Origin of the sequence: Adhaeribacter rhizoryzae, from assembly GCF_008629685.1 — a bacterium.
Lineage (GTDB): Bacteria > Bacteroidota > Bacteroidia > Cytophagales > Hymenobacteraceae > Adhaeribacter > Adhaeribacter rhizoryzae.
The window spans coordinates 25,860-49,746 of record NZ_VWSF01000030.1; the positions used below are offsets into that span (position 1 = coordinate 25,860).

The 23,887-nt window shown below is 45.5% G+C and carries 16 protein-coding genes; 12 read left to right on the forward strand and 4 right to left on the reverse strand.

The window, feature by feature from the left end; genetic code table 11:
- Positions 1–63: 63 nt before the first annotated feature.
- Positions 64–1,308 (reverse strand): sulfite oxidase, encoded by a 1,245-nt coding sequence (locus F0145_RS23815; RefSeq protein ID WP_150092758.1) that lies wholly within the window; start codon positions 1,306–1,308, stop codon positions 64–66.
- Between the two features lie 422 nt (positions 1,309–1,730).
- On the opposite strand from F0145_RS23815, the gene F0145_RS23820 reads away from it, so the two are divergent.
- Both F0145_RS23820 and F0145_RS23825 read left to right on the forward strand, forming a co-directional pair.
- Positions 1,731–3,053: a M16 family metallopeptidase gene (locus F0145_RS23820; protein ID WP_150092760.1), complete on the forward strand. Its 1,323-nt coding sequence runs from the start codon at positions 1,731–1,733 to the stop codon at positions 3,051–3,053.
- Positions 3,054–3,071: 18 nt separating this feature from the next.
- Positions 3,072–5,138, forward strand: a complete 2,067-nt coding sequence (locus tag F0145_RS23825) for an insulinase family protein (protein ID WP_150092762.1) — start codon at positions 3,072–3,074, stop codon at positions 5,136–5,138.
- A gap of 285 nt (positions 5,139–5,423) precedes the next feature.
- On the opposite strand, the gene F0145_RS23830 is transcribed toward F0145_RS23825, so the two are convergent.
- Positions 5,424–6,338 carry a DUF72 domain-containing protein gene (locus tag F0145_RS23830; protein ID WP_150092764.1) on the reverse strand — a complete coding sequence of 305 codons (915 nt, stop codon included), beginning with the start codon at positions 6,336–6,338 and terminating at the stop codon, positions 5,424–5,426.
- 372 nt (positions 6,339–6,710) lie between these two features.
- Here F0145_RS23830 and F0145_RS23835 point away from each other — a divergent pair, with 372 nt between their 5' ends.
- From F0145_RS23835 to F0145_RS23845, 3 genes are all read left to right on the forward strand, one after another.
- Entirely contained in the window at positions 6,711–7,361 is a 651-nt protein-coding gene (locus F0145_RS23835) for a septal ring lytic transglycosylase RlpA family protein (protein WP_150092766.1), read from the forward strand.
- Between the two features lie 288 nt (positions 7,362–7,649).
- Entirely contained in the window at positions 7,650–8,264 is a 615-nt protein-coding gene (locus F0145_RS23840) for a YdeI/OmpD-associated family protein (protein WP_150092768.1), read from the forward strand.
- Between the two features lie 103 nt (positions 8,265–8,367).
- Complete coding sequence (locus tag F0145_RS23845; RefSeq protein WP_150092770.1) at positions 8,368–9,117, forward strand: MBL fold metallo-hydrolase; 750 nt, start codon at positions 8,368–8,370, stop codon at positions 9,115–9,117.
- A gap of 356 nt (positions 9,118–9,473) precedes the next feature.
- Here F0145_RS23845 and F0145_RS23850 read toward each other — a convergent pair whose 3' ends face one another.
- Entirely contained in the window at positions 9,474–12,365 is a 2,892-nt protein-coding gene (locus tag F0145_RS23850) for a CHASE domain-containing protein (protein WP_150092771.1), read from the reverse strand.
- 174 nt (positions 12,366–12,539) lie between these two features.
- Positions 12,540–13,757: a mannonate dehydratase gene (gene uxuA / locus F0145_RS23855; protein ID WP_150092773.1), complete on the reverse strand. Its 1,218-nt coding sequence runs from the start codon at positions 13,755–13,757 to the stop codon at positions 12,540–12,542.
- Positions 13,758–14,140: 383 nt separating this feature from the next.
- Here uxuA and F0145_RS23860 point away from each other — a divergent pair, with 383 nt between their 5' ends.
- From F0145_RS23860 to F0145_RS23890, 7 genes are all read left to right on the forward strand, one after another.
- Positions 14,141–15,784, forward strand: a complete 1,644-nt coding sequence (locus F0145_RS23860) for a TldD/PmbA family protein (RefSeq protein ID WP_150092775.1) — start codon at positions 14,141–14,143, stop codon at positions 15,782–15,784.
- 136 nt (positions 15,785–15,920) lie between these two features.
- Positions 15,921–17,252 carry a TldD/PmbA family protein gene (locus tag F0145_RS23865; RefSeq protein WP_150092777.1) on the forward strand — a complete coding sequence of 444 codons (1,332 nt, stop codon included), beginning with the start codon at positions 15,921–15,923 and terminating at the stop codon, positions 17,250–17,252.
- A gap of 213 nt (positions 17,253–17,465) precedes the next feature.
- Positions 17,466–18,092 carry a DUF4159 domain-containing protein gene (locus F0145_RS23870; protein ID WP_150092779.1) on the forward strand — a complete coding sequence of 209 codons (627 nt, stop codon included), beginning with the start codon at positions 17,466–17,468 and terminating at the stop codon, positions 18,090–18,092.
- A 104-nt stretch (positions 18,093–18,196) separates the two neighbouring features.
- On the forward strand, positions 18,197–19,195 hold the full coding sequence (locus F0145_RS23875; RefSeq protein WP_150092781.1) for an AAA family ATPase: 999 nt from the start codon (positions 18,197–18,199) through the stop codon (positions 19,193–19,195).
- A 1-nt stretch (position 19,196) separates the two neighbouring features.
- Positions 19,197–20,075, forward strand: coding sequence for a DUF58 domain-containing protein (locus tag F0145_RS23880; protein ID WP_150092783.1), 879 nt, complete (start codon positions 19,197–19,199; stop codon positions 20,073–20,075).
- Positions 20,076–20,198: 123 nt separating this feature from the next.
- Entirely contained in the window at positions 20,199–21,731 is a 1,533-nt protein-coding gene (locus F0145_RS23885) for a BatA domain-containing protein (RefSeq protein ID WP_150092785.1), read from the forward strand.
- A complete protein-coding gene (locus F0145_RS23890; protein WP_150092787.1) occupies positions 21,728–23,884 on the forward strand; it encodes a DUF4175 family protein in 2,157 nt (718 codons plus the stop codon). Before F0145_RS23885 ends, F0145_RS23890 begins: the two co-directional genes overlap by 4 nt.
- The last annotated feature ends 3 nt before the right edge of the window (positions 23,885–23,887 follow it).

Sequence of the window (23,887 nt, forward strand, 5' to 3'; positions counted from 1 at the left end):
TCAAAGCAATATCAGACTTTAACTTATTAGCGGTTTATTTCGCCCTATACTATTTATCTATTATTAAACAACTTCTACGGCAATGCGGTGGCAGGCATTATTCAGGTAGCCCCCGGGGTTCCAGGCCGGTACCAGCATGGGCTGCATTACGTTTTCGCTATCGGTGGCGCGGGCCCATACCTCGTAGTAACCTTTCTGGGGTAATTTTAGGGCGGCACTCCATTGCTGCCAGCAGTTGCGGTTGCGCTGACTTTTTACCGTAGCTTTATGCCACGTAGCCCCAAAATCGTATGAAACGTGCATTTCCTTTATTTTGCGGTCGCCGGCCCAGGCATGGCCGCGTAATTCCAACGGTTTACCTTCGGTGAGTTGGGCACCGGTTTTGGGGTAAGTTATCAGCGATTTTACCGGCATGGCTTCTATAATACGCATGTTTTCGTTGGTAGCTGTAATTTTAGCGCCGGGGGCAATCGGGTTCTTGGGTAAGCGGTAATCGGTACCGTTCATTTTGGCGCCATCGTGTATTTTGTTCCGGATAGCAATACGGGTTAACCATTTACCACTGGTAGAGGCTGGCCAGCCGCCAAATAACACGCGTAGCGGGTAACCATGTACTACCGGAATATCTTGTCCGTTCATAGCCCAGGCAATGAGGGCTTCATCTTCCAGGGCTTTGCGCATAGGTACGCCCCGCGAAATAGGCACTTCGTCTTTGCCGCTCAAATGTTTATCGCGGCCGTAATAACCTATATATACCGCATCTTTTTTAATACCGGCTGCCTCCAGCACATCGCGCAGGCGCACACCCGTCCATTCGCAGCAACCCACGCCGCCCGTTGTCCATTGGTTACCGTGGCCCGGCGGACTATATTCGGAACGGCCATTGCCGGCGCATTCGTGCACCAATTGGTAGGTGTGGTGTTTAAACTTCTTCTTCAGATCGTCGAGGGTAAACACCGTTTGCTTTTCCACGGATTCGCCATCAATCGTTAACGTCCAGGTTTTCGCATCCAGATTTTCGGGAATCAGGCCGTTGTTCCGGACAAATAATTTATTAGCGGGGGTAATAACATCGTCGAGTAAGTGCGGTGGCGTTTCTATGTTCCAGGGCTTATCGCTCAGCACTACCAGGTCGGGGTGCTTTTCTTTCAGGCTGAAACCATCGCCTAAGGTTAGTTTTTGCTGGCCAGTTCCGGTTGTGCCGCTGCCCTTTGCCCATAAATTATTGCCCAATGCCAGGCCGGCTAAACCCAATCCGGTTTTTACTAAAAATTGCCGGCGGCTTTTCTGTATTTCATCTTTTGCCATTATTTGCAATAATATACTTTTATATAAACCAGGTTAACCTATGTTAAGCGCTGTTAAGTCCGGTTTAATTACGCTAATTTAAACTGGTATTAACTTTTATTTTATAATGAATATTGGCGGCCCTTTAAGCCGAACGTAGAATTGATTTCCGGCTAAATATAAAAATTATTCTCTTTTATTTTATCAACAGCTGCCACCAACAGCTTTTTCGCCCGATAAACTTAACTAATATTACATGCCATCTTTGTCCCCAACACCAAAGACTATTTTTCTTAACCTTATTCATTTAGTTTATCCGGATTCAAAACGAAAACAGAATAATTATCAGTATTGCTTTTCGTTTTAAACAGAACAGATAAAATCCCCTTTAATCCCATATATTTGCCTTTTAGTCAGATTATATTATTATCGCAGAACCCCTTATGAAAAAACTTTTTTTTACGTTACTGTTGCTTAGCGGTGGGCTGCTTAGTCAGGCGCAAAGCAATAAGCTTACCTTTACCGAATACGATTTAGACAATGGCTTGCACGTAATTTTGCACGAAGACAAATCGACGCCCATTGTTGCGGTTTCGGTGATGTACCACGTGGGCTCTAAAAACGAGCAACCCAACCGCACCGGTTTTGCCCATTTTTTTGAACACCTGATGTTTGCCGGTACTGAAAATATTGCCCCCGGCCAGTTTGCCAATTTGGTACAGCAAGCCGGCGGCGAACACAACGCCAATACCACCCAGGACCGTACTTTTTACTACGAGGTATTGCCTTCTAACCAACTGGCTCTGGGCCTGTGGCTCGAAGCCGAACGGATGCGCAGCGCCAAAATAGATAAAGCGGCCATCGATATTCAGCGCGGGGTAATAAAAGAAGAGAAAAAACAACGGATCGATAACCAACCTTACGGCACCATTCAGGAGAAGGCTTTTGCCAACGCTTTTACCGCTCACCCTTACCGCTGGGTACCCATCGGCTCCGACCAATATATTGACCAGGCTACGCTGGAAGAATTTATTGATTTTTACAAAATGTATTATGTGCCTAATAATGCCGTACTAAGTATTTCGGGCGATATTGATATAAACCAAACGCGGCAGCTCATCCAGAAATATTTTGGGCCGATTACCCGGGGCACCCGCCAAATAAACCGGCCTAATGGGCAGGAGCCGCCGCAAACCACCGAAAAACGGGAAATTGTTTTTGATGAAGTGCAGTTACCGGCCGTAGTACAGGCTTACCACATACCCAAGCAGAACTCGCCAGATTTTTACGCCATCTCTATGCTGACCGCCTTACTGACTGGCGGCGAAAGCGCCCGCCTGAATAAAGCGTTGGTAGATCAGCAGCAAAATGCCGCCTACGTAGGTGCTATCCCGATGCAACTCGAAGACCCGGGTTTGTTTTTAATGTTTGCCGTTGCCAACCAAGGCAAACAACCCGAAGCCTTAGAACAAGCCATTGATGCCGAAATTGAACGCATTAAAAAAGAACCTTTAGCCGAGCGTGAGTTTCAGAAGTTGCGCAACCAGGTAGAGGCCGGTTTGGTGCAGCAATATACCACCAACCTGGGCATAGCCGAGCAACTGGCCAACTACCACTTATTTTACAACAATACCAACCTGGTAAACACCGAGCTGCAGAATTACCTGAACGTAAAAAAAGAAGATATTACCCGGGTTGCCAACCAATATTTAAAGAAAGAAAACCGCGTAGTGCTGCATTATTTGCCCCGGGCTAACCAGCGCTAATTTTAATATTTAATCACCATGAAGCATATATATATTACTTTTATAGCCCTTGGCCTGAGTTTGCCGGCGGCTTTTGCCCAAAAACAAACCCCACCCCCACCGGCACCCGCCCCTATCATAAATATTGGCGAAGCCGAATCTTTTACCTTAAAAAACGGCCTGAAAGTTTACGTAGTAGAAAACCACAAAGTACCAACTGTTTCTATTTCGCTTATTCTGGACAACGACCCACTTATACAAGGCGATAAAAACGGCTACGTAGATTTAGCGGGTTCTTTGCTGCGCACCGGTACCAAAACCCGCACCAAAGAACAACTCGACGAAGAAATTGATTTTATCGGGGCCGAGTTGGCTACGTTTGGCGGCGGCCTGAATGCCACCGCACTGAAAAAACATTTGCCTAAATTATTCCAGTTAACTTCTGATGTGTTGCTGAACCCGCAGTTTAAACAGGAAGAACTCGATAAACTTAAAACTCAATCGCTTTCCGGTTTAGCTTCGGCCAAAGCCAACCCCAACCAGGTAGAAAGCATGGTACGTAATACGTTGGTGTTCGGCAAAAACCACCCTTACGGCGAGCAGCCAACCGAAAAAACCGTCGAAAATATTACCCTAACCGATGTACAGAATTATTACAACAACTACTTCCGGCCCAACGTGGGTTACCTGGCCATAGTAGGCGATGTAAACACCAAAGAAATTAAAAAACTGGTGAAGAAATATTTCGGCCCGTGGAAGAAAGGCAATGTACCGGAACAAACGGTGCCAGCACCTGCCCCCATTACTGGTACCCGCATCGCCATTGTTGATCGTCCTGGCTCCGTACAAAGCGTGCTTTCTTTTTCGAATATTGCGGATTTAAAACCCGGCAGTTCTGATGCTATTCCGGCCACGGTCATGAACTCTATTCTGGGTGGACCTTATTCGCGCCTGATGAATAACCTGCGCGAGAAACGGGCTTATACCTACGGCGCTTATTCGCAGTTAAGCCCCGATGAGCACATTAGCCAGTTTAATGCGTTTACCAGCGTGCGCACGGCCGTTACCGATAGCGCCGTAGCCCAGATGATACTGGAACTGTACCGGATGCGCGCCGGAGAACCCACCCCCGACGAACTACAACGTGCCCAGAGTATGGTTTCGGGGGCTTTTGCCCGTTCGCTGGAATCGCCGCAAACCGTGGCCTTGTTTGCAATTAATACGGCCCGCTACAAACTACCCAAAGATTATTATGCCAATTACCTCAAAAACGTAGCCGCCGTAACGCCGGCCACCGTTAAGCAGGTAGCCGAAAAATATATTACCCCTACCAACGCTTATATTCTGGCCGTAGGCAACGCCGATTACATCGAGCGACGCCTAGCCCGCTTCGATGCCGATGGCACCTTGGAATATTACGACGTAAACGGCAACAAAGTAGACCGCGCCTCTTTAGAAGTACCCGCCGGCATGACTGCCCAAAAAGTACTGGACCAATATATTCAGGCTTTGGGCGGCCGGGCTAACCTGGAGAAAGTAAAAGATGTTACCATTACCAGCACCATTACTTCGCCGGCGGCCAGCCTTACCATGACCCAGATTCAGAAAGGTACCGATAAAATTTACCAATCTTTAAAATACGGCAGCAACGAAGTGCAACGTACAGTTATTAACGGTGCTAAAGGAAAAGCCCAGAGCGCTGACCAAAACCGCAACCTGTCTGCTCAGGAAATACAGGAACAAAAGCTTAAACTAGCCCTTACCAGCATTATAAGCCTGGATAAATTTGGCATCAAGAAAAACCTGCTGGGAATGGAAAGAATAAATGGCCGGGCGGCTTACCGCTTAGAATTAACCATGCCCAACGGTAAACGCACCATTTATTACATCGATTCGGAAAGTGGCTTAAAGCTGCGCGAAATGGAAATTGAAGAAACCAATATTGGTAACGCAACCCAAACCACCGATTATGGCGATTACCGCGAAGTAAACGGCATTAAAATACCGCATCGCTCCATACTGCATGCTGGCCAGCAAGGTGTATTAACTGAAGTGCAGAAGGTAGAAATAAATAATAATGTAAAAGATGATGCCTTTAAAATTTAAGAGAGACTTTGGTCTAAAGTAAAAATAAAAAAGGGATGCGGTCGCATCCCTTTTTTTATACTCTTTTTTAGTGCCGATATTATTAGATAATATAGGTTTAAGCAATCCACCACTGTCATTCTGTGAATCCAAGTATTCAGGAGGAACCTATTTAGCAGGCAACCCAATAGTTTCCTCCTGAATGACACCGAGAGGTTAGAAATGTTGGAGATGCTAAAAATCAATATAACCCCAACATGTGCGTAACATCAGTTATTAAGTAATAAATAAATCCATAGGGCTTTCTTAGAATAAACGCCCTTGTACCGGCTGCGGAATAATTTGGGGTTTATCCAGCGCAATGCCGCACGTTTGGTTTAATTTATCCAGAAAGTAACTAATTAATATTGGTGCATGCTGAATATCCTGCTGATGAATAAAGAAGTAAAGCTTTTGCAGACCCCAATCGAACCAGGTTTTCAGGCGGTTTACCCAATCGTCGATGCGGGTGTAATCGGAGGCGTGCAAACCGTAGCCAACAAACCGCACAAAAGCGGTGGCATTGGTTAAACGCATGTGCAACACATCGCGCCGGCCGGCCACATCCGTAATTACGGTTGCCAGGTTGTAAGCTTCCAACAAAGCCCACAACTCTTCTGTTTGTAAATATTGCCGAAACCAATCCTCGTCGCGCAACTCCAGGGCCAGCGGAAAATCCCGCGGAAAATTATCGAGGTAGCGCATTAGAATATTTAATTGGCTGGGACCAAAAGTTGGCGGTAATTGTAAAAAGCTACAGCCCAGGTGCTCTCCTAAACCTACTAAACTCTCACAAAAATTTTTAGTTAAGCCTTCAGTGTTTTTAAGCTGCCATTCGTGGCTGATAACCTGGGGCAGTTTTGGACAAAAAGTAAAATTAGGCGTAACGGTTTCGCGCCACCGGTTAATGGTAGCAACATCGGGTATCTGGTAGTGAGTAGTATTTAACTCAATGGCATTAAACTGTTTACTGTAAAATGCTAGTTGAGCGCTGGCTTTGGCACTCGCCGGATAATAGCTACCCAACCAAGGCTTGTTGTTCCAGGTAGGGCAACCCACATATACCTGCGGCTTTAAGTAAGTAACCGGTCCGGCAGTCTTTAGTACCCGCGCTGTACCCAAGGCATCTGGTGGCAACTCAAACCTGATTTCCTGTATAAAATCTACTCGCCCAAAATCCATTCTATAAACCTTATAATCCTATTATTTTTAGTGAAAATAGTATTTAATCAGGAGAAAATAAAGACATGCCAAATAACTCGATATAAATACGTATTTAATGCGTTATAAATACTTAAAATTAATATTTTTTAAAATTATTTTTAGCCTAAAAAATATTAAGTTTTACAGATATTATAATTTGTAGCTACAAAGATAAAAATTGCTTATACTGCCCAGAATCAAAGATTTTTTATGCAATTACAGTCCTTTAAATCGCTTATCTTTTTTGTGTCGTGTCACCCACGGGCAAAACCTCATCGTTCGTTCTGGAGCCTTAGAATTAGTTTTTAATAAATTCCTTCGTAATTTTGCCCCACACCAATAGATGAACACATGCGTATTACGAAATTACACTATGTATTCAGCTTTCTCTTTATCTTATTTATCGGCCTGAGCCAACCAGGGTTCGCTCAAAAAAAAGGCAAAATTCAGAAAGGTTTAGCCACTTGGTACGGCATTCAGTACCACGGCAAGAAAACCTCCAGCGGCGAAGTATATAACAAAAACCGGATGACCGCTGCGCATCCCACGCTTCCTTTTGGCACCAAAGTAAAGGTTACCAATTCTATTACCAAAAAATCGGTAATTGTGCGGGTAAACGACCGGGGGCCTTTTGGCAACAAACAACGGATTATTGATTTATCGGAAGCTGCTGCCCGTAAAATTAAAATTTACCATCACGGCGAAGCCCAGGTAATCGTAGAAGTGCTTTCGGTTAGTTATTTAATGGAAGTAGACAAAGAAAATTTGCTGGCGCAAGCGCCGGCTTTTGCTCCCGAAAACGCTACCAATACCAATATTATTCCGGCCTATGTAATACAGGCCCTGGAACAGCCGCTAATGCCAAAGCGTGCATACGAACTAAAAGTTAGCCCCGCAGATTTGGAGCAGTTTGCGAGCGGTGTTGAAGACGAAGAATTAAATTCTCAGTTGGGCAAGAAAGGGATTAATAATTTTGTAAAGCAGCTATTTGGTGCCTCTTAACCCCTAATTTATTCTCCTATAATACAGTAAGATAAAGATAAGTAAAGCAATACAACAAAAAAGCCCGGCCATGTATAATAGCCGGGCTTTTTTGTTGCCCGATAATTTAACTTACCGCCGCTTACTGTTGGCAAATTTTTTATCAAACTCCGGCAAACTTATCCCCTATTATTGGGCATTAATCAAGAAAAAACGATGCACTCAAGTTAATATCTAGCTTACTAAGCACGGGTTGATTTTTCCAAAAATTTACTTATATTTTCCGGCTGATTAATAATTATCGCGAACATGCAAAACACCGATCCGCGCGTAACCGCTTACATTCAAAATGCTGCTCCGTTTGCCCAACCTGTTCTAACGCATTTGCGACACATTATTCATGCAGCTTGCCCCGAAGTTACCGAAACCATTAAATGGGGGTTTCCAAATTTTGACTATAATGGCATTATTTGCAGTATGGCGGCTTTTAAAAACCACTGCACCTTTAGTTTTTGGAAAGCTTCTTTGCTCTCCGACCCGTACAAATTATTTACAGCCGTAGGTAATACCGCAATGGGGCAATTTGGCCAAATAAAATCTTTAAGCAACTTACCATCCGATATTATTCTGACGGCTTATATTCAGGAAGCAGCCAAACTGAATAAAGAAAAAGTAAAAGGCGCGCCTAGAACCAAGCCAACCGCTGCACCGGAGTTGCTAGTACCAGAATATTTGCTTGAAGCTTTAACCCAAAACGAAAATGCCCAGCACACTTTCGAAAGATTCAGCTATTCGCATAAAAAAGAATACGTTAGCTGGATTACCGAAGCTAAGAGCGAAGCAACCCGGCAAAAAAGAATAAACACTGCGCTGGAATGGATGGCCGAAGGAAAAGGCAGAAATTGGCAATACCTGAAAAAATGACTTTTCGTTTAGCCAATGCCTATAAACCTTAATTTTCGTTAAGACTAAGAAACCGTCAAAACATCTGCCTGTTTAACAGGTTACTTCTTAAACATACATAACTATGAAACTCAAAAACATTTTAACCATGCTGCTGTCGCTGGTGCTGCTGCAGGCAAATGCCCAGAAACCCGCACCCGACCAATTGGAAACCAAGAAAGGTTCTTTAACCATTCAACCGGTGCAACACGCGGCTACTGTACTAAAATGGGATAATAAAACCATTTACGTAGACCCGGCCGGCGGAGCCAACCTTTTTACCGGCCTGGATGCCCCCGACCTGATTTTAATTACCGATATTCACGGCGACCACATGGATTTAAAAACTCTGGAAGCTATTAATACCTCTAAAGCTACGCTAGTAGTACCCCAGGCCGTGGCCGATATGCTGCCGGTTAGCTTAAAGCCCAAAGTAGTGGTGCTGGCAAATGGAGCTAAAACAACTAAGTTCGGTGTTACCATTACCGCTATTCCTATGTATAACCTCCCCGAAACCGCCGATTCCCGGCACCCCAAAGGCCGGGGCAATGGCTATGTTATAAACGTAGGCGATAAAAATATTTACTTTTCGGGCGATACCGAAGATATTGCTGAAATGCGGGCCCTAAAAAACATAGATGTGGCTTTTGTATGCATGAACCTGCCTTACACCATGGATGTAAACCAGGCTGCTCAAGGTGTGCTGGCGTTTAAACCCAAAGTGGTATATCCTTATCATTATCGTGGCCAGGATGTAAATGTTTTTAAAAGCCAGGTAAACACCGGCGACAACAAAATTGAAGTAAGACTGCGAAACTGGTATCCCGGCACTTAATTATTAACTATATTAAAATATCAAAGAAAAACCCCAGCTTTAAGGCTGGGGTTTTTCTTTAAAAATCTGGTAATAACCTTATCGAATGCATACTGCGGTTTTAAATAAAACAAAGGCTGTACTTCCCAATGCTGTGAGAGGGTAGTTGGTTGTAATTATTCTATTGTTTTTAATTTCTTCCTATTTGTCATCTTGAAAAGATCCATTGGATAAACTGCCTCACAGGTAAAACTAGTAAAGCGGTAATCACCTCCTTTACTTTCTAAACAATAGATGCTTTCAGCATGACACCTGGAGATTTTTATATTATGATTATGGAAGATGGTAATTACTATAAGGTTTAAATATTGAGTGCTTCAGGTAGCCGGTTGCTTTTTGAAAAATACTTTAAAGGTAGCGCCTTGGCCTTCCTGGCTATCTACAGTTACGTAGCCGCCGTTATTTTCTACAATGCGCTTTACAATGTACAAGCCAATACCGCTGCCCTCTACGTGCGTATGCACCCGCCGGAACATCGAAAAAAGTTTATGCTGCTGATCGGCCCGGATGCCCAGGCCGTTATCCGAAACGGTTAGCGTTATATATTCTTCTTCCTGGGCTGTTGAAATAATTACCAGAGGTTTTCTTTCTAAATGCCGATATTTAATGGCATTAGAAACCAGGTTATATAATATGCTGCGCAAATTTTTACGGGCGTAAATAATTTCGGGCACGGCAAAATCAGTCTGAATACAGGCTTCCGATTCTTCTATCATCGGCAGAATATCCTGCTGCACATCGGCCAGCACTTCGGCAAAAGATAGGTTTATCTGGCTTTGATCTACCTCCTTCTGAACGCGGGTTATATTGGTTAAATCAACAATGGTGCGTTTTAATTTATTTATTGATTCCTGCACTAATCTAAGTACAAATTGCTCCTCTGGTGCCAGGCGCGCGTACAGGTTGTACATCATGTCGTTGGTAAGGCCTTCTAAATTGGCAATGGGCGCCCGTAAATCATGCGAAGCGGTGTACACAAAATTATCGAGGTCGGTATTGGTGCGGCGCAATTCCACGTTGGTGCGGCTTAGTTCTTCGTTGGTTTGCATTAACTCTTTGCGGCTAAAAACCAGTTCGGTTACTTCTATGGCAAATATCAGCACGGCTTCTACTTCGCGATCCGGCGTAAACAAAGGCTGATATACTAAATTAAAATAACCCGTTTGCCGTTTGCCGTTTGCTTCTTTGCTAATGGCTACTTCTTTTCCCACAAACGCTTTCCCGTTGGCAATTACCTGGCCTATCTGCTCAAATAAGCCGGGCCCTTCTAAATCGGGGTGCGCCTCGCGAATGCTTTTGCCGGTTGCTACCTGATTGCCCAGCATTTTGCGGTAAAACGGGTTGGCAAAAACGTAGGTCTGGTCCTCGGCCCGGATTAAGGCTACCAGAGCCGGCACTTCCAAGAATATTTTTTGCAGCAGTTGGGCATTTTCCTTTATTTTCTGCTCAGCCTCTTTTCTCTCGGTAATATCAATTACAGAGCCAATATAACCCATAAACTTACCCGCCGCGTCAAAGCGCGGCGCCGCGTTGGTAGCCATCCAGCGGTAAACGCCGTCGTGCCGCCTTAAACGGTAATCCATCTCAAAACCTCTCTGATTTTTTAGCGCCTGCTCGTAAATAGGTCGTATTTTCGCTACATCATCCGGATGAACGGCCTTAATCCAGCCGAGGTTTAAAGCTTCTTCCGTAGTTTGTCCTGTAAATTCCAACCATTGCTTATTCAGGTAAGTAGCTAAAGCTTTCTCGTTATTCAGCCAAACCATTACCGGCGCACTATCGGCCATGTTCCGAAACCGGACCTCACTTTCCAGAATGGCTAGTTGGGCCTGCCGCTCTTCGGTTACATCGCGTACTTCCAAAACCATGTACACTAAAGCATCCTGCTCCATTACGGGCGTGGCCGAACAGCTAACGTTAAAAAAAGTGCCATCTTTCCGGATAAATATATCCTCGTGGTCCCGCAAACCTTTATTTTGTCTTAAAGCTATTTGTATCGGGCATTCTTCTATCCGGAAAGGAGAACCATTGGGGTAATGATGGTGCACCAGATAGTGAAACGGCTGCTGTTGTATTTCGTCAAATGTATAGCCCGTCATGCGCTCAGCCATTGGGTTCATAAAAGTACAATAACCTTTGGCATTTAGCATAAACAAAGCTACTGTGGCATTGTCCGAAATGGTTTGCCGCAATTTATTTGCGCGGCGGGTTCTGGCCACCGACAACAAAGCAAAGAAAACCAGCAGGCTGATAATGCTTCCGGCAGCTAACACAATTTCAGGAATTTTGCTTTGGGTTTGCTTAAAGGTGGGCTGCGCCTGAAACACAATTGTCCAGGTACGATTGGCCATGTTAATCCTGGTGCTTTTGGTTAAAACGGCATTCCCAGAGCCCTCAATATCCTGGTTGTTGGTGTATAAAAGATATTCTTTCCGGGTTTGCAGCCCATCGTAAATCCGAATAGAAAAATCTTCGAAATCATCAAATAAAACGTTTTGCATTAAATCTACGGCCCGGAATGGACTATATACATAACCTTTAAGCAAGCGCCGCCGCTCCGGTACGGTTTGGGGCAAAATCACATCCTGGTAAACCGGCAGGTATAACAAAAATCCCGGCTGTTTTTTATTGCCGCTTTCCTGCACCAGGGTAACTTTACCGGATAAAACCGGTTGCCCCGAATCCCGGGCTTGCTCCATCGCTTGCCGGCGAATAGGCTCGCTAAACATATCATAACCAAAGGCGCGCAGGTTGGCCCCCGAAAAAGGCTCTAAATATACAATAGAAGTATAAACCGGCCGCGTACCAGCCGGGCTTAGCTTATAATCCGGGAAGCCTTCGGCCCGTACCTTTCGGATATGGCGCTGCAAATTTTCTGGCCGGATTACTTCGGCAAAACCAATTCCCTGTATGCCCGGATAATTTTTGTAAACTTCCAGGGCTTCTATATAATTTTTCCACTCTACCCGTTCTATTTCCGTAGAGGCTGTAAATAATCCTTTTGCACCTTTCAGCACCTGAATATAGTGCCCGGTCCGGCGACTAACCAGATCTTCGGCCTGGGCCGCCTTTAAGTTAAAGCGGTTGATAACACCTTCTTCTCTGCGTTTTTTCAGGTAGAAATAAGCAAAAATGGTTACTCCTAGAAAAAACAAGAAAGGAATGAAAGTAAAGGAGAAATATTTAAATAACCGCTTAATATCTGTCATTCAGAATCCTAAATAAACTTCTAAATTAAGCCTATATATGATAATTCCCAGTTTTAAAATTAAAAACTTAAACGCAGCGGCCTCTAAACACATTTTAAAGCATTTACAAAGCTGGCCAGGCTGCAGCTAAAAAATATTACCCTAAATAAAATCTAATTTATTTAGGGTAATATTTTACGTTAACGACCGGATGATACCTAACTCCAGTCCCCGCAATTCGGCTAAACCTCTTAACCGGCCAATGGCCGAGTAGCCCGGGTTTGTTTTTTTGTGTAAATCATCGAGCATGCGGTGACCATGATCGGGCCGGAAAGGCATCTGGTAATCGGACCGGTTCTCGGCCCGACGGCGGTTTTCTTCTTCTACCAGGGCGCGTACCACCGCGTACATGTCTACATCGCCGGTCAGGTGATCAGCTTCGTAAAAGGTTTCGGGCTGTTCTGGGTCGCGCTTGGTGCTGCGCAGGTGCACAAAATTAATGCGGTGGCCGTGCCGTTCTATCATACCGGGTAAGTCATTGTCGGGCCGCACGCCGTAAGAACCGGTACACATGGTAAAGCCGTTGGCCGGCGAATCTACCACATTTAATAAAGCTACTAAATCGGCTTCAGTACTTACCACGCGGGGCAAACCTAATATGGGCCGTGGCGGATCGTCGGGGTGAATGGCCATGCGCACGCCTGCTTCTTCGGCTACCGGAATTATTTGCTGCAGGAAATAGGCTAAGTTCTGACGCAGTTCGGCATCCCCTATTTCTTTATAAGTATCCAGTACTAACTGAAACTCTTCCAGGGTAAAGCTTTCTTCGGAACCAGGTAAACCCGCAATAATGTTTTGCTGCAGTTTCTTTTTTTCTTCTTCCGAAAGAGCTTCAAAATATTTCCGGGCGGCATCTACCTGTTCCGGCGAATAAGTAGTTTCGGCACCGGGGCGTTTTAAGATAAATAATTCGAAAGCCGTAAAAGCTACTGCGTCAAAGCGCAACGCCTCCGAGCCATCTTCTACCACGTAGTTCAGGTCGGTGCGGGTCCAGTCGAGCACGGGCATAAAATTATAGCAAATAGTATCTATGCCGCAGGCCGCCAGATTCCGGATGGTTTGCTTGTAATTTTCAATGCAACGTTCCCGCTCCGGGTGAGCAATCTTAATATATTCGTGCACCGGTACGCTTTCTACCACCGACCAGCGCAAGCCACGGGGTTTGGCCGGGCTCACGGTTTCGTCTAATTCAATCAGGCGCTTGCGTTCCTGAATGGCTTCTACGGTCCAGACTTCGCCGTTAGGTATTTGGTGCAGGGCGGTTACAATGCCGGTAGCACCCGCCTGCCGGATATCCGATAAAGAAACCGGATCGTTGGGGCCAAACCAGCGCCATGTTTGTTCCATGCTCATATCTTAGAATTATTCGTGGTTGGTTGTTTTTTAAGAATTACTGATTTTTAAATTAATTAGCTGCTAGTAAACCCTGGCAAAAATATCTTTTAACCTGAATAATTGCTCTACTCTAATAGAATATATTTCCGGCAACGTTGCCAAACACCATTGTTTTACAAAATAAGTTTAACTAAATTTTAACCTGGTAAGCATTCGTAAGAATTACTGTTTTTAGGGTAAGTGTTTAATAGATACAAAGAAAACCTTTTAGCTATCAGGCATTATTTCTATTATCTAACTTCTAAATACTTCTGATTTCGTCCTGCTTATATACTCTTTTTTATACCTTTAGAACTTTAAAATTCCTAACTATATAATTTGCCTATTTTAAAATAACCAGCTTGAAAAGGAGAGATTTCATTCAATTAACTTCGATGGGTGTTGGGGGCCTGGCGCTTTCGCATATTCCGGTTTTCGGTAACCCAATTTCACCGGAAGTGGCACTGGAACCAATAGATTTGGCCGTAAAAAAACGGCTCGCCGATGCTGCCCTGAATGCTGCCAAATCCCAGGGTGCTACTTACGCCGATGTTCGCATTGGCCGGTATTTGCAGCAATATATTTTTACCCGCGAGAAACAGGTACAAAATATTGTAAACGCCGAATCTTACGGAGTGGGCATCCGGGTAATTGCCAACGGGACCTGGGGCTTTGCTGCCACCAACAACGTAACCGAAGCCGGACTTGCCCATGCAGCCTCCCAGGCTATTTCCATTGCTAAAGCCAATGCCCGTTACCAGCAAGAGCCGGTACAATTGGCGCCCGTAAAAGGGGTAGGCGAAGTTTCCTGGCGAACGCCCATTGTACAAAATGCATTTGAGGTGCCGGTAGCCGAAAAGGCCGATTTGTTGCTAGCGGCGAACGCCAAAGCTTTAGAGAACGGCGCTAGTTTCATTAACACCTCTCTTTTCCAGATAAACGAACAAAAATACTTCGCTTCTACCGAAGGTTCTTACATTGATCAGGACATACACCGGATTTGGCCTACCTTCTCGGTATCGGCAGTTGACCGGTCGACTGGTAAATTCCGGAGCCGGGAAGCCCTGAGCGCCCCCATGGGTATGGGTTACGAATACCTGAGCAAACCAGGTCCAAAAATCGCCGGTCCCGCCGGCACTGGTTTGCAAGGCTATAACAAATACTACGATATTCTGGAAGATGCTGTCCTGGCGGCCAAACAAGCCAAAGCCAAAATCACGGCCAAATCAGTACAACCGGGTAAATACGACTTGGTGCTTGATCCGAACCACCTGGGCTTAACCATCCACGAATCGGTGGGCCACCCCCTGGAACTGGACCGGGTTTTGGGTTACGAGGCTAATTATGCAGGTACCTCTTTTGCTACCCTGGATAAGTGGAAAACCAAAAACTTTAAATACGGCTCTAAACAGGTTAACATTTTTGCCGATAAAACCCAGCCGGGTTCTTTGGGCTACGTGGCCTACGACGACGAAGGCGTAAAAACCAAACGCTGGGATTTAATTAAAGACGGTGTCCTGGTAAACTACCAGGCAATCCGCGATCAAGCGCATATTATTGGCGAGCCGGAATCGCATGGTTGCTGCTACGCCGACCACTGGAGTTCCGTGCAGTTCCAGCGCATGGCCAATATTTCGCTGGCGCCGGGTAAAACCAAACTATCTGTAGACGACATGATTAAAAATGTAGAAAAGGGAATTTATATTGCTGGCCGTGGCTCTTTTTCCATCGATCAGCAACGTTACAATTTCCAGTTTGGCGGCACCGTGTTTTACGAGATTAGCAAAGGCAAAATTGTGGGTATGCTCGAAGATGTAGCTTACCAATCGAACACCCAGGAATTCTGGAATTCCTGCGCTGCCATTTGCGACGAAAGCGATTATCGTATGTTTGGTTCTTTCTTCGACGGTAAAGGCCAGCCTGCCCAGATTAGTGCCGTATCGCACGGCAGTGCGACAACCCGCTTTAACGGCGTAAACGTAATTAATACGGCCCGAAAGATATAATTTGTCTGGCCGATAATGCTAAACCCAGTTTAAATATTGGCCAAAAGATAAAATACCGGTTTAGGCCGGATTAATTAAAGCATAAAAAGATTAAGAATGTTGGCGGACGGTAGCGCCCCGACTATCGAGAAATAACATGGCAATATTAACGAAAGATGAAGCCCAGGCCATCTTAAAAAAAGTACTGAGCTACTCCAAATCCGATGAATGTGAAGCAAGCCTGAGCGGATCGGTGGGCGGTAATATTAGGTATGCCCGTAACAGTGTTTCTACGAGTGGTATGAATGAAGATACCTCCTTATCCGTTGAATCGCGCTTTGGCAAACGCGCCGGAGTGGCTACTGTAAACGTATTCGACGAAGAATCGCTGCAAAAAGTAGTGCAGCGGGCCGAAGAAATTGCCCGTCTTGCCCCGGAAAACCCTGAATATATTCCATTTCTAGGCCCGCAGACTTATTTACCAGCAAACGCTCATTTTGCTACTACTGCCAATATTAAACCTGAATTTCGGGCCGAAGTAGCTGGAAAAAGCATTGAACTGGCTAACGCCAAAGGGTTAACAGCAGCCGGCTTTCTGGAAGATTCGAGCGGTTTTAGAGCTACCATGAACAACAAAGGCTTGTTTAATTACGGACAGAATTCGGGCCTGGCTTTTTCGGTAACAGTGCGCACCGCCGACGGCACAGGTTCTGGATATGCCACCCGCGATTTTAGTGATGCTTCAAAATTTAATACAACCGAACCATCGCAAGTGGCCATTGCCAAGGCATTAGGCTCGGCCCAGGCCAAAGCCATTGAACCCGGCAAATATACCGTTATTATGGAACCTGCCGCCCTGGTAGCCAACACCGATGCCAGTTTGCTTGGGGCTTTGTTCAGCAGCCTTTCGGCCAGGCCGGCCGATGAAGGCCGAAGCTTTCTGTCTAAAAAAGGTGGGGGTAATAAATTAGGTGAGAAATTGTTTGACGAACGGATAACTGTTTATTCAGACCCAAACAACACCGAAATACCTTCGCTTACCTGGGCTGAAGATGGACGCCCACGTGAAAAAATAACCTGGATTGAGAAAGGAGTAGTTAAAAACCTTTTTACTACCCGTTACTGGGCGCAAAAGCAAAATATTAAACCTATTCCTACGCCGGGTGGTTTTATTATGCTGGGCGGTACCCAAAGCGTAGACGACATGATTAAATCAACGGACCGGGGTATATTGGTAACGCGCCTGTGGTACATCCGCCCCGTAGATCCGCAAACGCTGCTTTATACCGGTCTTACCCGCGATGGTACTTTCTACATTGAAAACGGCAAAATTAAACATCCGGTAAAAAATTTCCGCTTCAACGAAAGCCCCATTATTATGCTGAACAACCTGGAGGCGCTGGGTAAACCCGTGCGCGTTGGCGGCAACCTGGTGCCCCCCATGAAAATTCGTGATTTTACCTTTACCAGTTTATCCGACGCTGTTTAACTTATTAGCTTTTTACAGAAAGCCATTCTTGCTTTAATTGGCCAGGATGGCTTTTTGTTGAAGCATTTGTTTAATCAAGCAGAAGTTTCCTGGTTTAAATTTCTCAACCTGTAAACCAAATGGGAATATTCTGAATTATTAGCTATTTTCGGTAACCAAGGATTAAAATAGCAACGGAATAAAAAGCCGGTTGCCCCGTTTGAAATTGCACACATGCCTTTTTCTTCCACTTTTACGTTTGTTCGCTTGCAATATCGTTCCGGCGATTGGGACACCGACATCCGGATGCCATCCAATATTCTGAATTCTTTAATCGAATACACTACCTTAAAAGTTAACCTGCAGGAAAAAGTAATTTTACTTGAAAGTCAGGAATTATTCTCCTATCCTTTCTGCTACCTCAGTGGGCATAAATTGGTGCAGTTTAACGCTAAGGAAAAGAAAAATTTTGAGCAGTATGTCCGCAATGGGGGCTTTGTATTTGTAGATGATTGCAACCACGACATCGATGGCTTATTTGCCCGTTCGTTTGAGCGTCAGATGGAAGCCTGTTTTGGCGCGGGCAGCCTGAAAAAAATTCCCAATAATCACGCTCTGTATAAATTATTTTTCAAATTTCCGGATGGCCCACCGGCCACTGGTTTTGAACTGAATGGCTGGGGCGATGATCTGGTGCACGAATATCTGAAAGCCATCCAGATTAATGGCCGGATTGGCGTTTTATACAGCAATAAAGATTACGGTTGCGAATGGGATTACGACTTCCGGAACAAACGCTGGCTCGCCGAAGACAACACCAAATTTGGAATAAATATTATTATGTATGCCTTAACTTCCTGAGATGCCTTTTTTTTAAAACAATATTTTAGAAAACAATATTTTAGACTTTAAAATAAAATATTTCTGCTTACCATAGCTGCTTTTAGTTCACAGATAATTTTTAAATGAACACTGAAGAAAGAATAAATAATCTTTTGGCTAAACTTCCCGCTTTGCGCACCGAAATCGGGAAAATAATTGTGGGGCAGGAAAAAGTACTCGACGAAGTACTAATTACTTTGCTGGCCGGAGGCCACGGATTGCTGGAAGGCGTGCCCGGCTTAGCTAAGACCTTACTGGTGCGAACGCTGGCTGGCGCTACTGATTGCGCTTTTCGCCGGATTCAGTTTACCCCGGATTTAATGCCCACCGATATTTTAGGAACCGAAATATTAGAAGAAGACCATACCACCGGCAAACGTTTTTTCAAGTTTAACGAAGGACCCGTATTTGCCAATATTGTATTGGCCGACGAGATAAACCGGACACCACCCAAAACCCAGGCTGCCTTGCTCGAAGCCATGCAGGAATTTGAAGTAACCTATGCCGGTAAAACCTATTCGCTGCCTAAGCCATTCTTTATTCTGGCAACTCAAAATCCCATTGAACAGGCCGGCACCTATCCGTTGCCCGAAGCCCAACTCGACCGATTTTTATTGTACATCCGGATTCAGTATCCGACCGAGCAGGAAGAATTAGCAATTTTAACCGGCACCACTGGTAACCACCAACAACCGTTAAAACCCGCCTTAACTGCTGCTGACCTGGTGCAACTGCAACAACTGGTGCGGGATGTAAGTATCAGCCCGGATTTAGTGGAATACGTAAACCTGCTGGTACGCGCCACCCGGCCAACTACTTCTCCGGTAGCTTTTGTTAAAGAATACGTACGTTGGGGCGCTGGTCCCCGCGCCGGCCAAGCCTTAATATTAACGGCCAAAGCCCGGGCTTTGCTGCGCGGGCGCTTTGCCGTTACGGCTCAGGACGTGCAAACGCTGGCTTATCCCGTGCTGCGCCACCGCATGGTTACTGGCTTTAACGCCGAAGCCGACGGGGTAGACACCGATTGGGTAGTAACAGAATTATTGGCGGCCATTAAACTACCTACCCCTATCTTGAAGTAACATGGGTACGAAACTCCTTTCTCCGCAAACCTTAGCCGCTATCAAAGATTTGTCGTTGGTAGCGCGAATGGTGGTGGAAGGTTTTATGGCCGGCCAGCACCAAAGCCTGAAACGCGGAGCCGGGATTGAGTTCAGCCAGTATCGCAGTTACCAGGCCGGTGACGATTTGCGGCAACTCGACTGGAAAATGTTTGCCCGCTCCGACCGCTACTACATACGCGAATCCGAAACAGATACGAATCTGCGCATTCAGTTTGTGGTAGATGCCAGCAATTCTATGAACCACGAAGAAGATGGCTTGAGCAAACTAACCTACGCCAAATTAGCCGTAGCCTGTCTGGCTTACCTGGCTACACAACAAAGCGACGAGGTAATGTTGTATATGCTCCAGGAAAATAAAATAGCGAATATTTTGCCGGAAGGTGGTAACCGTTTGCAGCGACTCTGGCTAGCCCTGGAGCAAATGACAGCAGCCGGAAAGTTTGCCTCGAAACAAGTGGTTAATAGTCTCCTGCAAAACACCCGAAAAAAAACAATTACCATTTTTTTAAGTGATTTGTACGAGCAGGAAAACGAAATAACCAGCCTCTTGGGGAATTTGCGCAGCCGCGGCCAGGAAGTATTGCTGCTGCACCTGGTGGGCCAACGAGAAATAGCCTTAGATTATAAAGGCACCGTTTTATTCGAAGATTTGGAAACCGGCCAAACCATACAGGTAAATGCCCCTAATTACCAGGAACAATACGAAAAACAGTACCAAAGCTGGCTCCAGGAAATTGCCACCCTGATGCGCAAGAAACAAATTACTTACGACCGGTTTTTTATCCAGGAGCCCCTCGACAAGGCTTTACGCATCTTCCTGAAAGTCCGGAGAAGGTAAATCAGTAACTCAAAAACAAAATTTCAGGCAAATAATATTGCTAAAAATATTCATCTTAAAATATCATCAATATTTTACCCGCAATTAACGCTTAACTTTAATCTCTTAACACTATAACTTTTAATGCTGCAACTGCTTTCCGCTTATTGGCTTTGGGCGCTCACCGGCTTGCTGGTTCCGGTGCTCATTCATTTATGGAATAAAAAGCAGCCAAAGGTGATTAAAGTAGGCAGTGTCCGCTGGTTGCAGGCTGCCGCCAGCCAACAAGCCCGCCAATTGCAACTACACGACTGGCCTTTGCTGTTGCTGCGCTGTTTTCTTTTACTAACCTTGGTTTTATTTCTGTGCCAGCCGGTTTGGCAGCAAATCAGTCGCCAACCAGGCCACCGGTATTTGTGGGTATCGCCTTCGCTGCTCCAACCCCAGAATTTACCGTTGGTACAAACCACCATCGATTCCCTGTTAAAAAATAATTACCAACTTCGGGAATTTAGTTTAGGTTTTCTTCCTATTTCAACCCAATCCTGGGAAAACCTTAAAACCGGTAAGGAAGAAAAGAATAAACTTTCAGGCAATTTAAATTATTGGGCACTGGCCAATGCCGTTCACCAGCAATTCTACCGGGCGCAGGAACACCTCTTCGTAACCGATAACCAGTTTGTACACTTTGCCGGCGCCCGTCCCCTTTTCCCCGCTTCTAGTCGCTGGCTTACCATTCCGGTAAATCAATACGATAGCCTGTTTGTGCAGGAAGCTTTCCAGAACCGCCCGGATTCGTTAACAGTAGTTATCGGGCAGAAGAGAAAAGGGGGCATTCGTTTCTCCAATATTTCTTTTACTACCCCCACCCCAAACCAGGTCTTAAACTTGCCTGGCCTGCTACCTTTAATTTATACAAAAAGCATAAATCAGGCTTTTATTTCTTTTCAAAACAGCCCTAACCAGGTACCAGTAAAAAAATCCGGTAAAAATATAGCTTTGTACTATGATAAAAGCCGGGAACAGGATAGCAAATATGTGAGCGCCGCCCTGGCTGCGTTGAGCAGTTATACCGGCCGACGGTTAAACCTAACCCAAATTACGGCTACCCGCCCGATTAACATTAATCATATTGATTGGCTTTTCTGGCTTTCCGACCAGCCGCTGCCGGTTTACATTCAGATGGAAATAAAAAAAGGCCTCTCTGTATTTAAAGATGCTCCCACTACTCCCAAATTAATGCTAGCTAATTTCATAACTACCGAACAATTGCCCACACCTATTTCTTTGGCACAACAGGTCCGTTTGGTTCAGCAGGGAGGAAACAGCGTTTGGCAGAATAATTTTGGTGAGCCGGTGCTGCAGTATAAATCGGTGGGCCAAGGTGGCCTCTATTATTTTGGCAGCCGGTTTAATAACCAGTGGAATAATCTGCCCCAAAGCAGCTTTATCCCGGAACTGCTTAGCTATCTTATTTTTCCGGAAGCGAAAATTCGCCAGGACTGGCGTGAACTGGAAAATATACAGGTGCAACCTAGCTTAACCAAAACAACGCAGCAGCCAATGTTTTACAGCCAGGTGCAGCAGGACCTAAAATATTTATTGTTAGCTCTTGGTGCACTATTGTTTTTAACGGAAAGATGGTGGGCTTATAAGAAAGGGAAGCGATTAATATGAGCGGCCAGGAAATAATTTTAAACCTGAAGAAAGATTACGTGCAACGCAAAGGCCTGTTTTATCTGTTGCTGCTTTTTTCTTTTTCGCTGCTGTTCGGGTCTGTTTATCTGCGCTGGACAGTAGGCACAGCGGCTACCTGCATTATTTCAGGCTTCTGGCTCATTGGTTGCATGCTTCTTTACCGGGAATTTCAGAAAGTTAAAGAAACTTCGCTGCACAGCATTAGCCGCTATTTAAACCGGACGGAAACCAAACTGGAAGAAAGCTCGCACCTGGTATTACAGCCAACCGACAAACTAAACCCGCTGGAAAAGCTTCAGGTAAACCGGATTACACCAACCTTATCCACCCTAAATGCCCGGGAAGCCATACCTGTTTCGTATCGGCCTGCTTTAATAATATTTGGTTCCAGTGTGCTGTTATCAGCCTTGATGTTATTTTTACCGGGCCCAAAAGTCGCACAACCGGAAGTATCAATCAAGGCACCTTTTTCCCAAAAACAACTGCAAGCCATTCAACAGGTTGTACCGGAAATAAAAGAAATCACCATTCAGGTAACACCCCCAGCTTACACTCGCCGGGCACCTTATTCGGTCCAAAATCCCAGCTTTAAAGCAGAGGCAGGGGCTCGCCTAACCTGGCGCATTCAAACAGCGGGCGAAATTAAAGATATCCGGCTTTCCGTTCAGGAGAAAAAAAACCTGAACTTTCGAAAAGTAGCTAATGCGCCCCATACGTACGAAGCCACTTTTACGCCTGCTACCTCCTTTATTTATACCTTGGATCTTAACGGGAAAAAGTCCGACTTCTACGCCGTGGAAATAATCCCCGACCAGGCTCCTTCCATTACAATTACCCAACCAAAACAATACACCCAATTAACCTTCGGCCAGCCGCAACAGGTAACGGTACTGGCCACCCTAAGTGATGATTACGGTTTACATAAAGCTACCCTCACGGCCACCGTTGCCAAGGGTTCCGGGGAAAGCGTAAAGTTTTCCGAAAAAACCTTTCCGTTAATCCTGCAGCCTGCCGGTACAACCGGTAAGTGGACCGTCCGGCAAAAACTAGACTTAAAAGCAATGGGCATGACCTATGCCGATGAGTTGTATTTCTTCCTGCAAGCCCAGGACAACCACCGTAACAGTGCCCGATCCGAAACTTATCTGGTGCAGTTAGAAGATACAACGGTAATTACCGCTGGTGCCGATGTTTCGCTGCCTTTGTCGGTGGTGCCAGCTTATTTCCGGAGTCAGCGCCAGCTTATTATAGATACCGAGAAATTATTGCAGGAGAAAAACAAATTAAGTCCGGAAGCTTTTCGGGAAAGATCGAACGACCTTGCCGGGGAACAGAAAATATTGCGTTTGCGCTACGGCAAGTTTCTGGGCGAAGAATCGTCTACTACCATAGGACCCAACGGGAAAGAACCGGAAGAACATAGCGCGGACGATGGCCACGACCACACCAGCACCCCGGAAACGCAAAACAGTGCGGCGGAATTACTGGACCCCTACTTACACAAACACGACACGGAAGAAGATGCTACTTTTTTCGAGCCCCAGGTAAAAGCTCAATTAAAAGCCGCTTTGTCGCAGATGTGGGAAGCCGAACTGCAACTACGTTTAAGTCTGCCGGCTAAGGCATTACCTTTTGAATACAAAGCCTTACGCCTGCTGAAAGAAGTACAGCAGAAATCGAGGGTGTATGTGCGCAAAATGGGCTTTGATCCGCCACTTATTATAGAAAAAGAAAAACGCTTAAGCGGTGAGTTAGATAAAATTGCGGCGCCTACAAACCAGGCCGAACAGAAAGAAAAACAAAACTATCCTGCTATCCGGCAGGCCTTGCTCTGGTTGGGGCAGCAAACACCCGGCCAACCGGCTACCACCCCAGATGCATTAGTACTCCAACGGGGCGGTCAGGAATTAGCCCGGGTGGCGGCCAATAAGCCCGGCCAATATTTAAAAGGCTTGCAAGATTTGCGACAACTTATCCGGGAAACCCAGGCAGGAAAAAGCCTGTGCTCCTCTTGCCTAAGCTCGGTTACCGGCGTAATGGAGCGGGTTCTGCCAGCACCATTACCGGCGCCGGCGGCACCAACCAGGTACCGGCATGCTTTAGCCGAACAATATTTCAAAAGATTAAAATAATTA

Excerpts from the sequence above, each read along its gene's own strand:
- F0145_RS23830 (WP_150092764.1), bottom strand. The coding sequence starts at position 6,338 with ATGGATTTTGGGCGAGTAGATTTTATACAGGAAATCAGGTTTGAGTTG.
- F0145_RS23875 (WP_150092781.1), top strand. The coding sequence starts at position 18,197 with ATGAACACTGAAGAAAGAATAAATAATCTTTTGGCTAAACTTCCCGCT.
- F0145_RS23840 (WP_150092768.1), top strand. The coding sequence starts at position 7,650 with ATGCAAAACACCGATCCGCGCGTAACCGCTTACATTCAAAATGCTGCT.
- F0145_RS23825 (WP_150092762.1), top strand. The coding sequence starts at position 3,072 with ATGAAGCATATATATATTACTTTTATAGCCCTTGGCCTGAGTTTGCCG.
- F0145_RS23880 (WP_150092783.1), top strand. The coding sequence starts at position 19,197 with ATGGGTACGAAACTCCTTTCTCCGCAAACCTTAGCCGCTATCAAAGAT.
- F0145_RS23845 (WP_150092770.1), top strand. The coding sequence starts at position 8,368 with ATGAAACTCAAAAACATTTTAACCATGCTGCTGTCGCTGGTGCTGCTG.
- F0145_RS23865 (WP_150092777.1), top strand. The coding sequence starts at position 15,921 with ATGGCAATATTAACGAAAGATGAAGCCCAGGCCATCTTAAAAAAAGTA.
- F0145_RS23890 (WP_150092787.1), top strand. The coding sequence starts at position 21,728 with ATGAGCGGCCAGGAAATAATTTTAAACCTGAAGAAAGATTACGTGCAA.
- F0145_RS23885 (WP_150092785.1), top strand. The coding sequence starts at position 20,199 with ATGCTGCAACTGCTTTCCGCTTATTGGCTTTGGGCGCTCACCGGCTTG.
- F0145_RS23835 (WP_150092766.1), top strand. The coding sequence starts at position 6,711 with ATGCGTATTACGAAATTACACTATGTATTCAGCTTTCTCTTTATCTTA.
- F0145_RS23870 (WP_150092779.1), top strand. The coding sequence starts at position 17,466 with ATGCCTTTTTCTTCCACTTTTACGTTTGTTCGCTTGCAATATCGTTCC.
- F0145_RS23815 (WP_150092758.1), bottom strand. The coding sequence starts at position 1,308 with ATGGCAAAAGATGAAATACAGAAAAGCCGCCGGCAATTTTTAGTAAAA.
- uxuA (WP_150092773.1), bottom strand. The coding sequence starts at position 13,757 with ATGAGCATGGAACAAACATGGCGCTGGTTTGGCCCCAACGATCCGGTT.
- F0145_RS23820 (WP_150092760.1), top strand. The coding sequence starts at position 1,731 with ATGAAAAAACTTTTTTTTACGTTACTGTTGCTTAGCGGTGGGCTGCTT.
- F0145_RS23850 (WP_150092771.1), bottom strand. The coding sequence starts at position 12,365 with ATGACAGATATTAAGCGGTTATTTAAATATTTCTCCTTTACTTTCATT.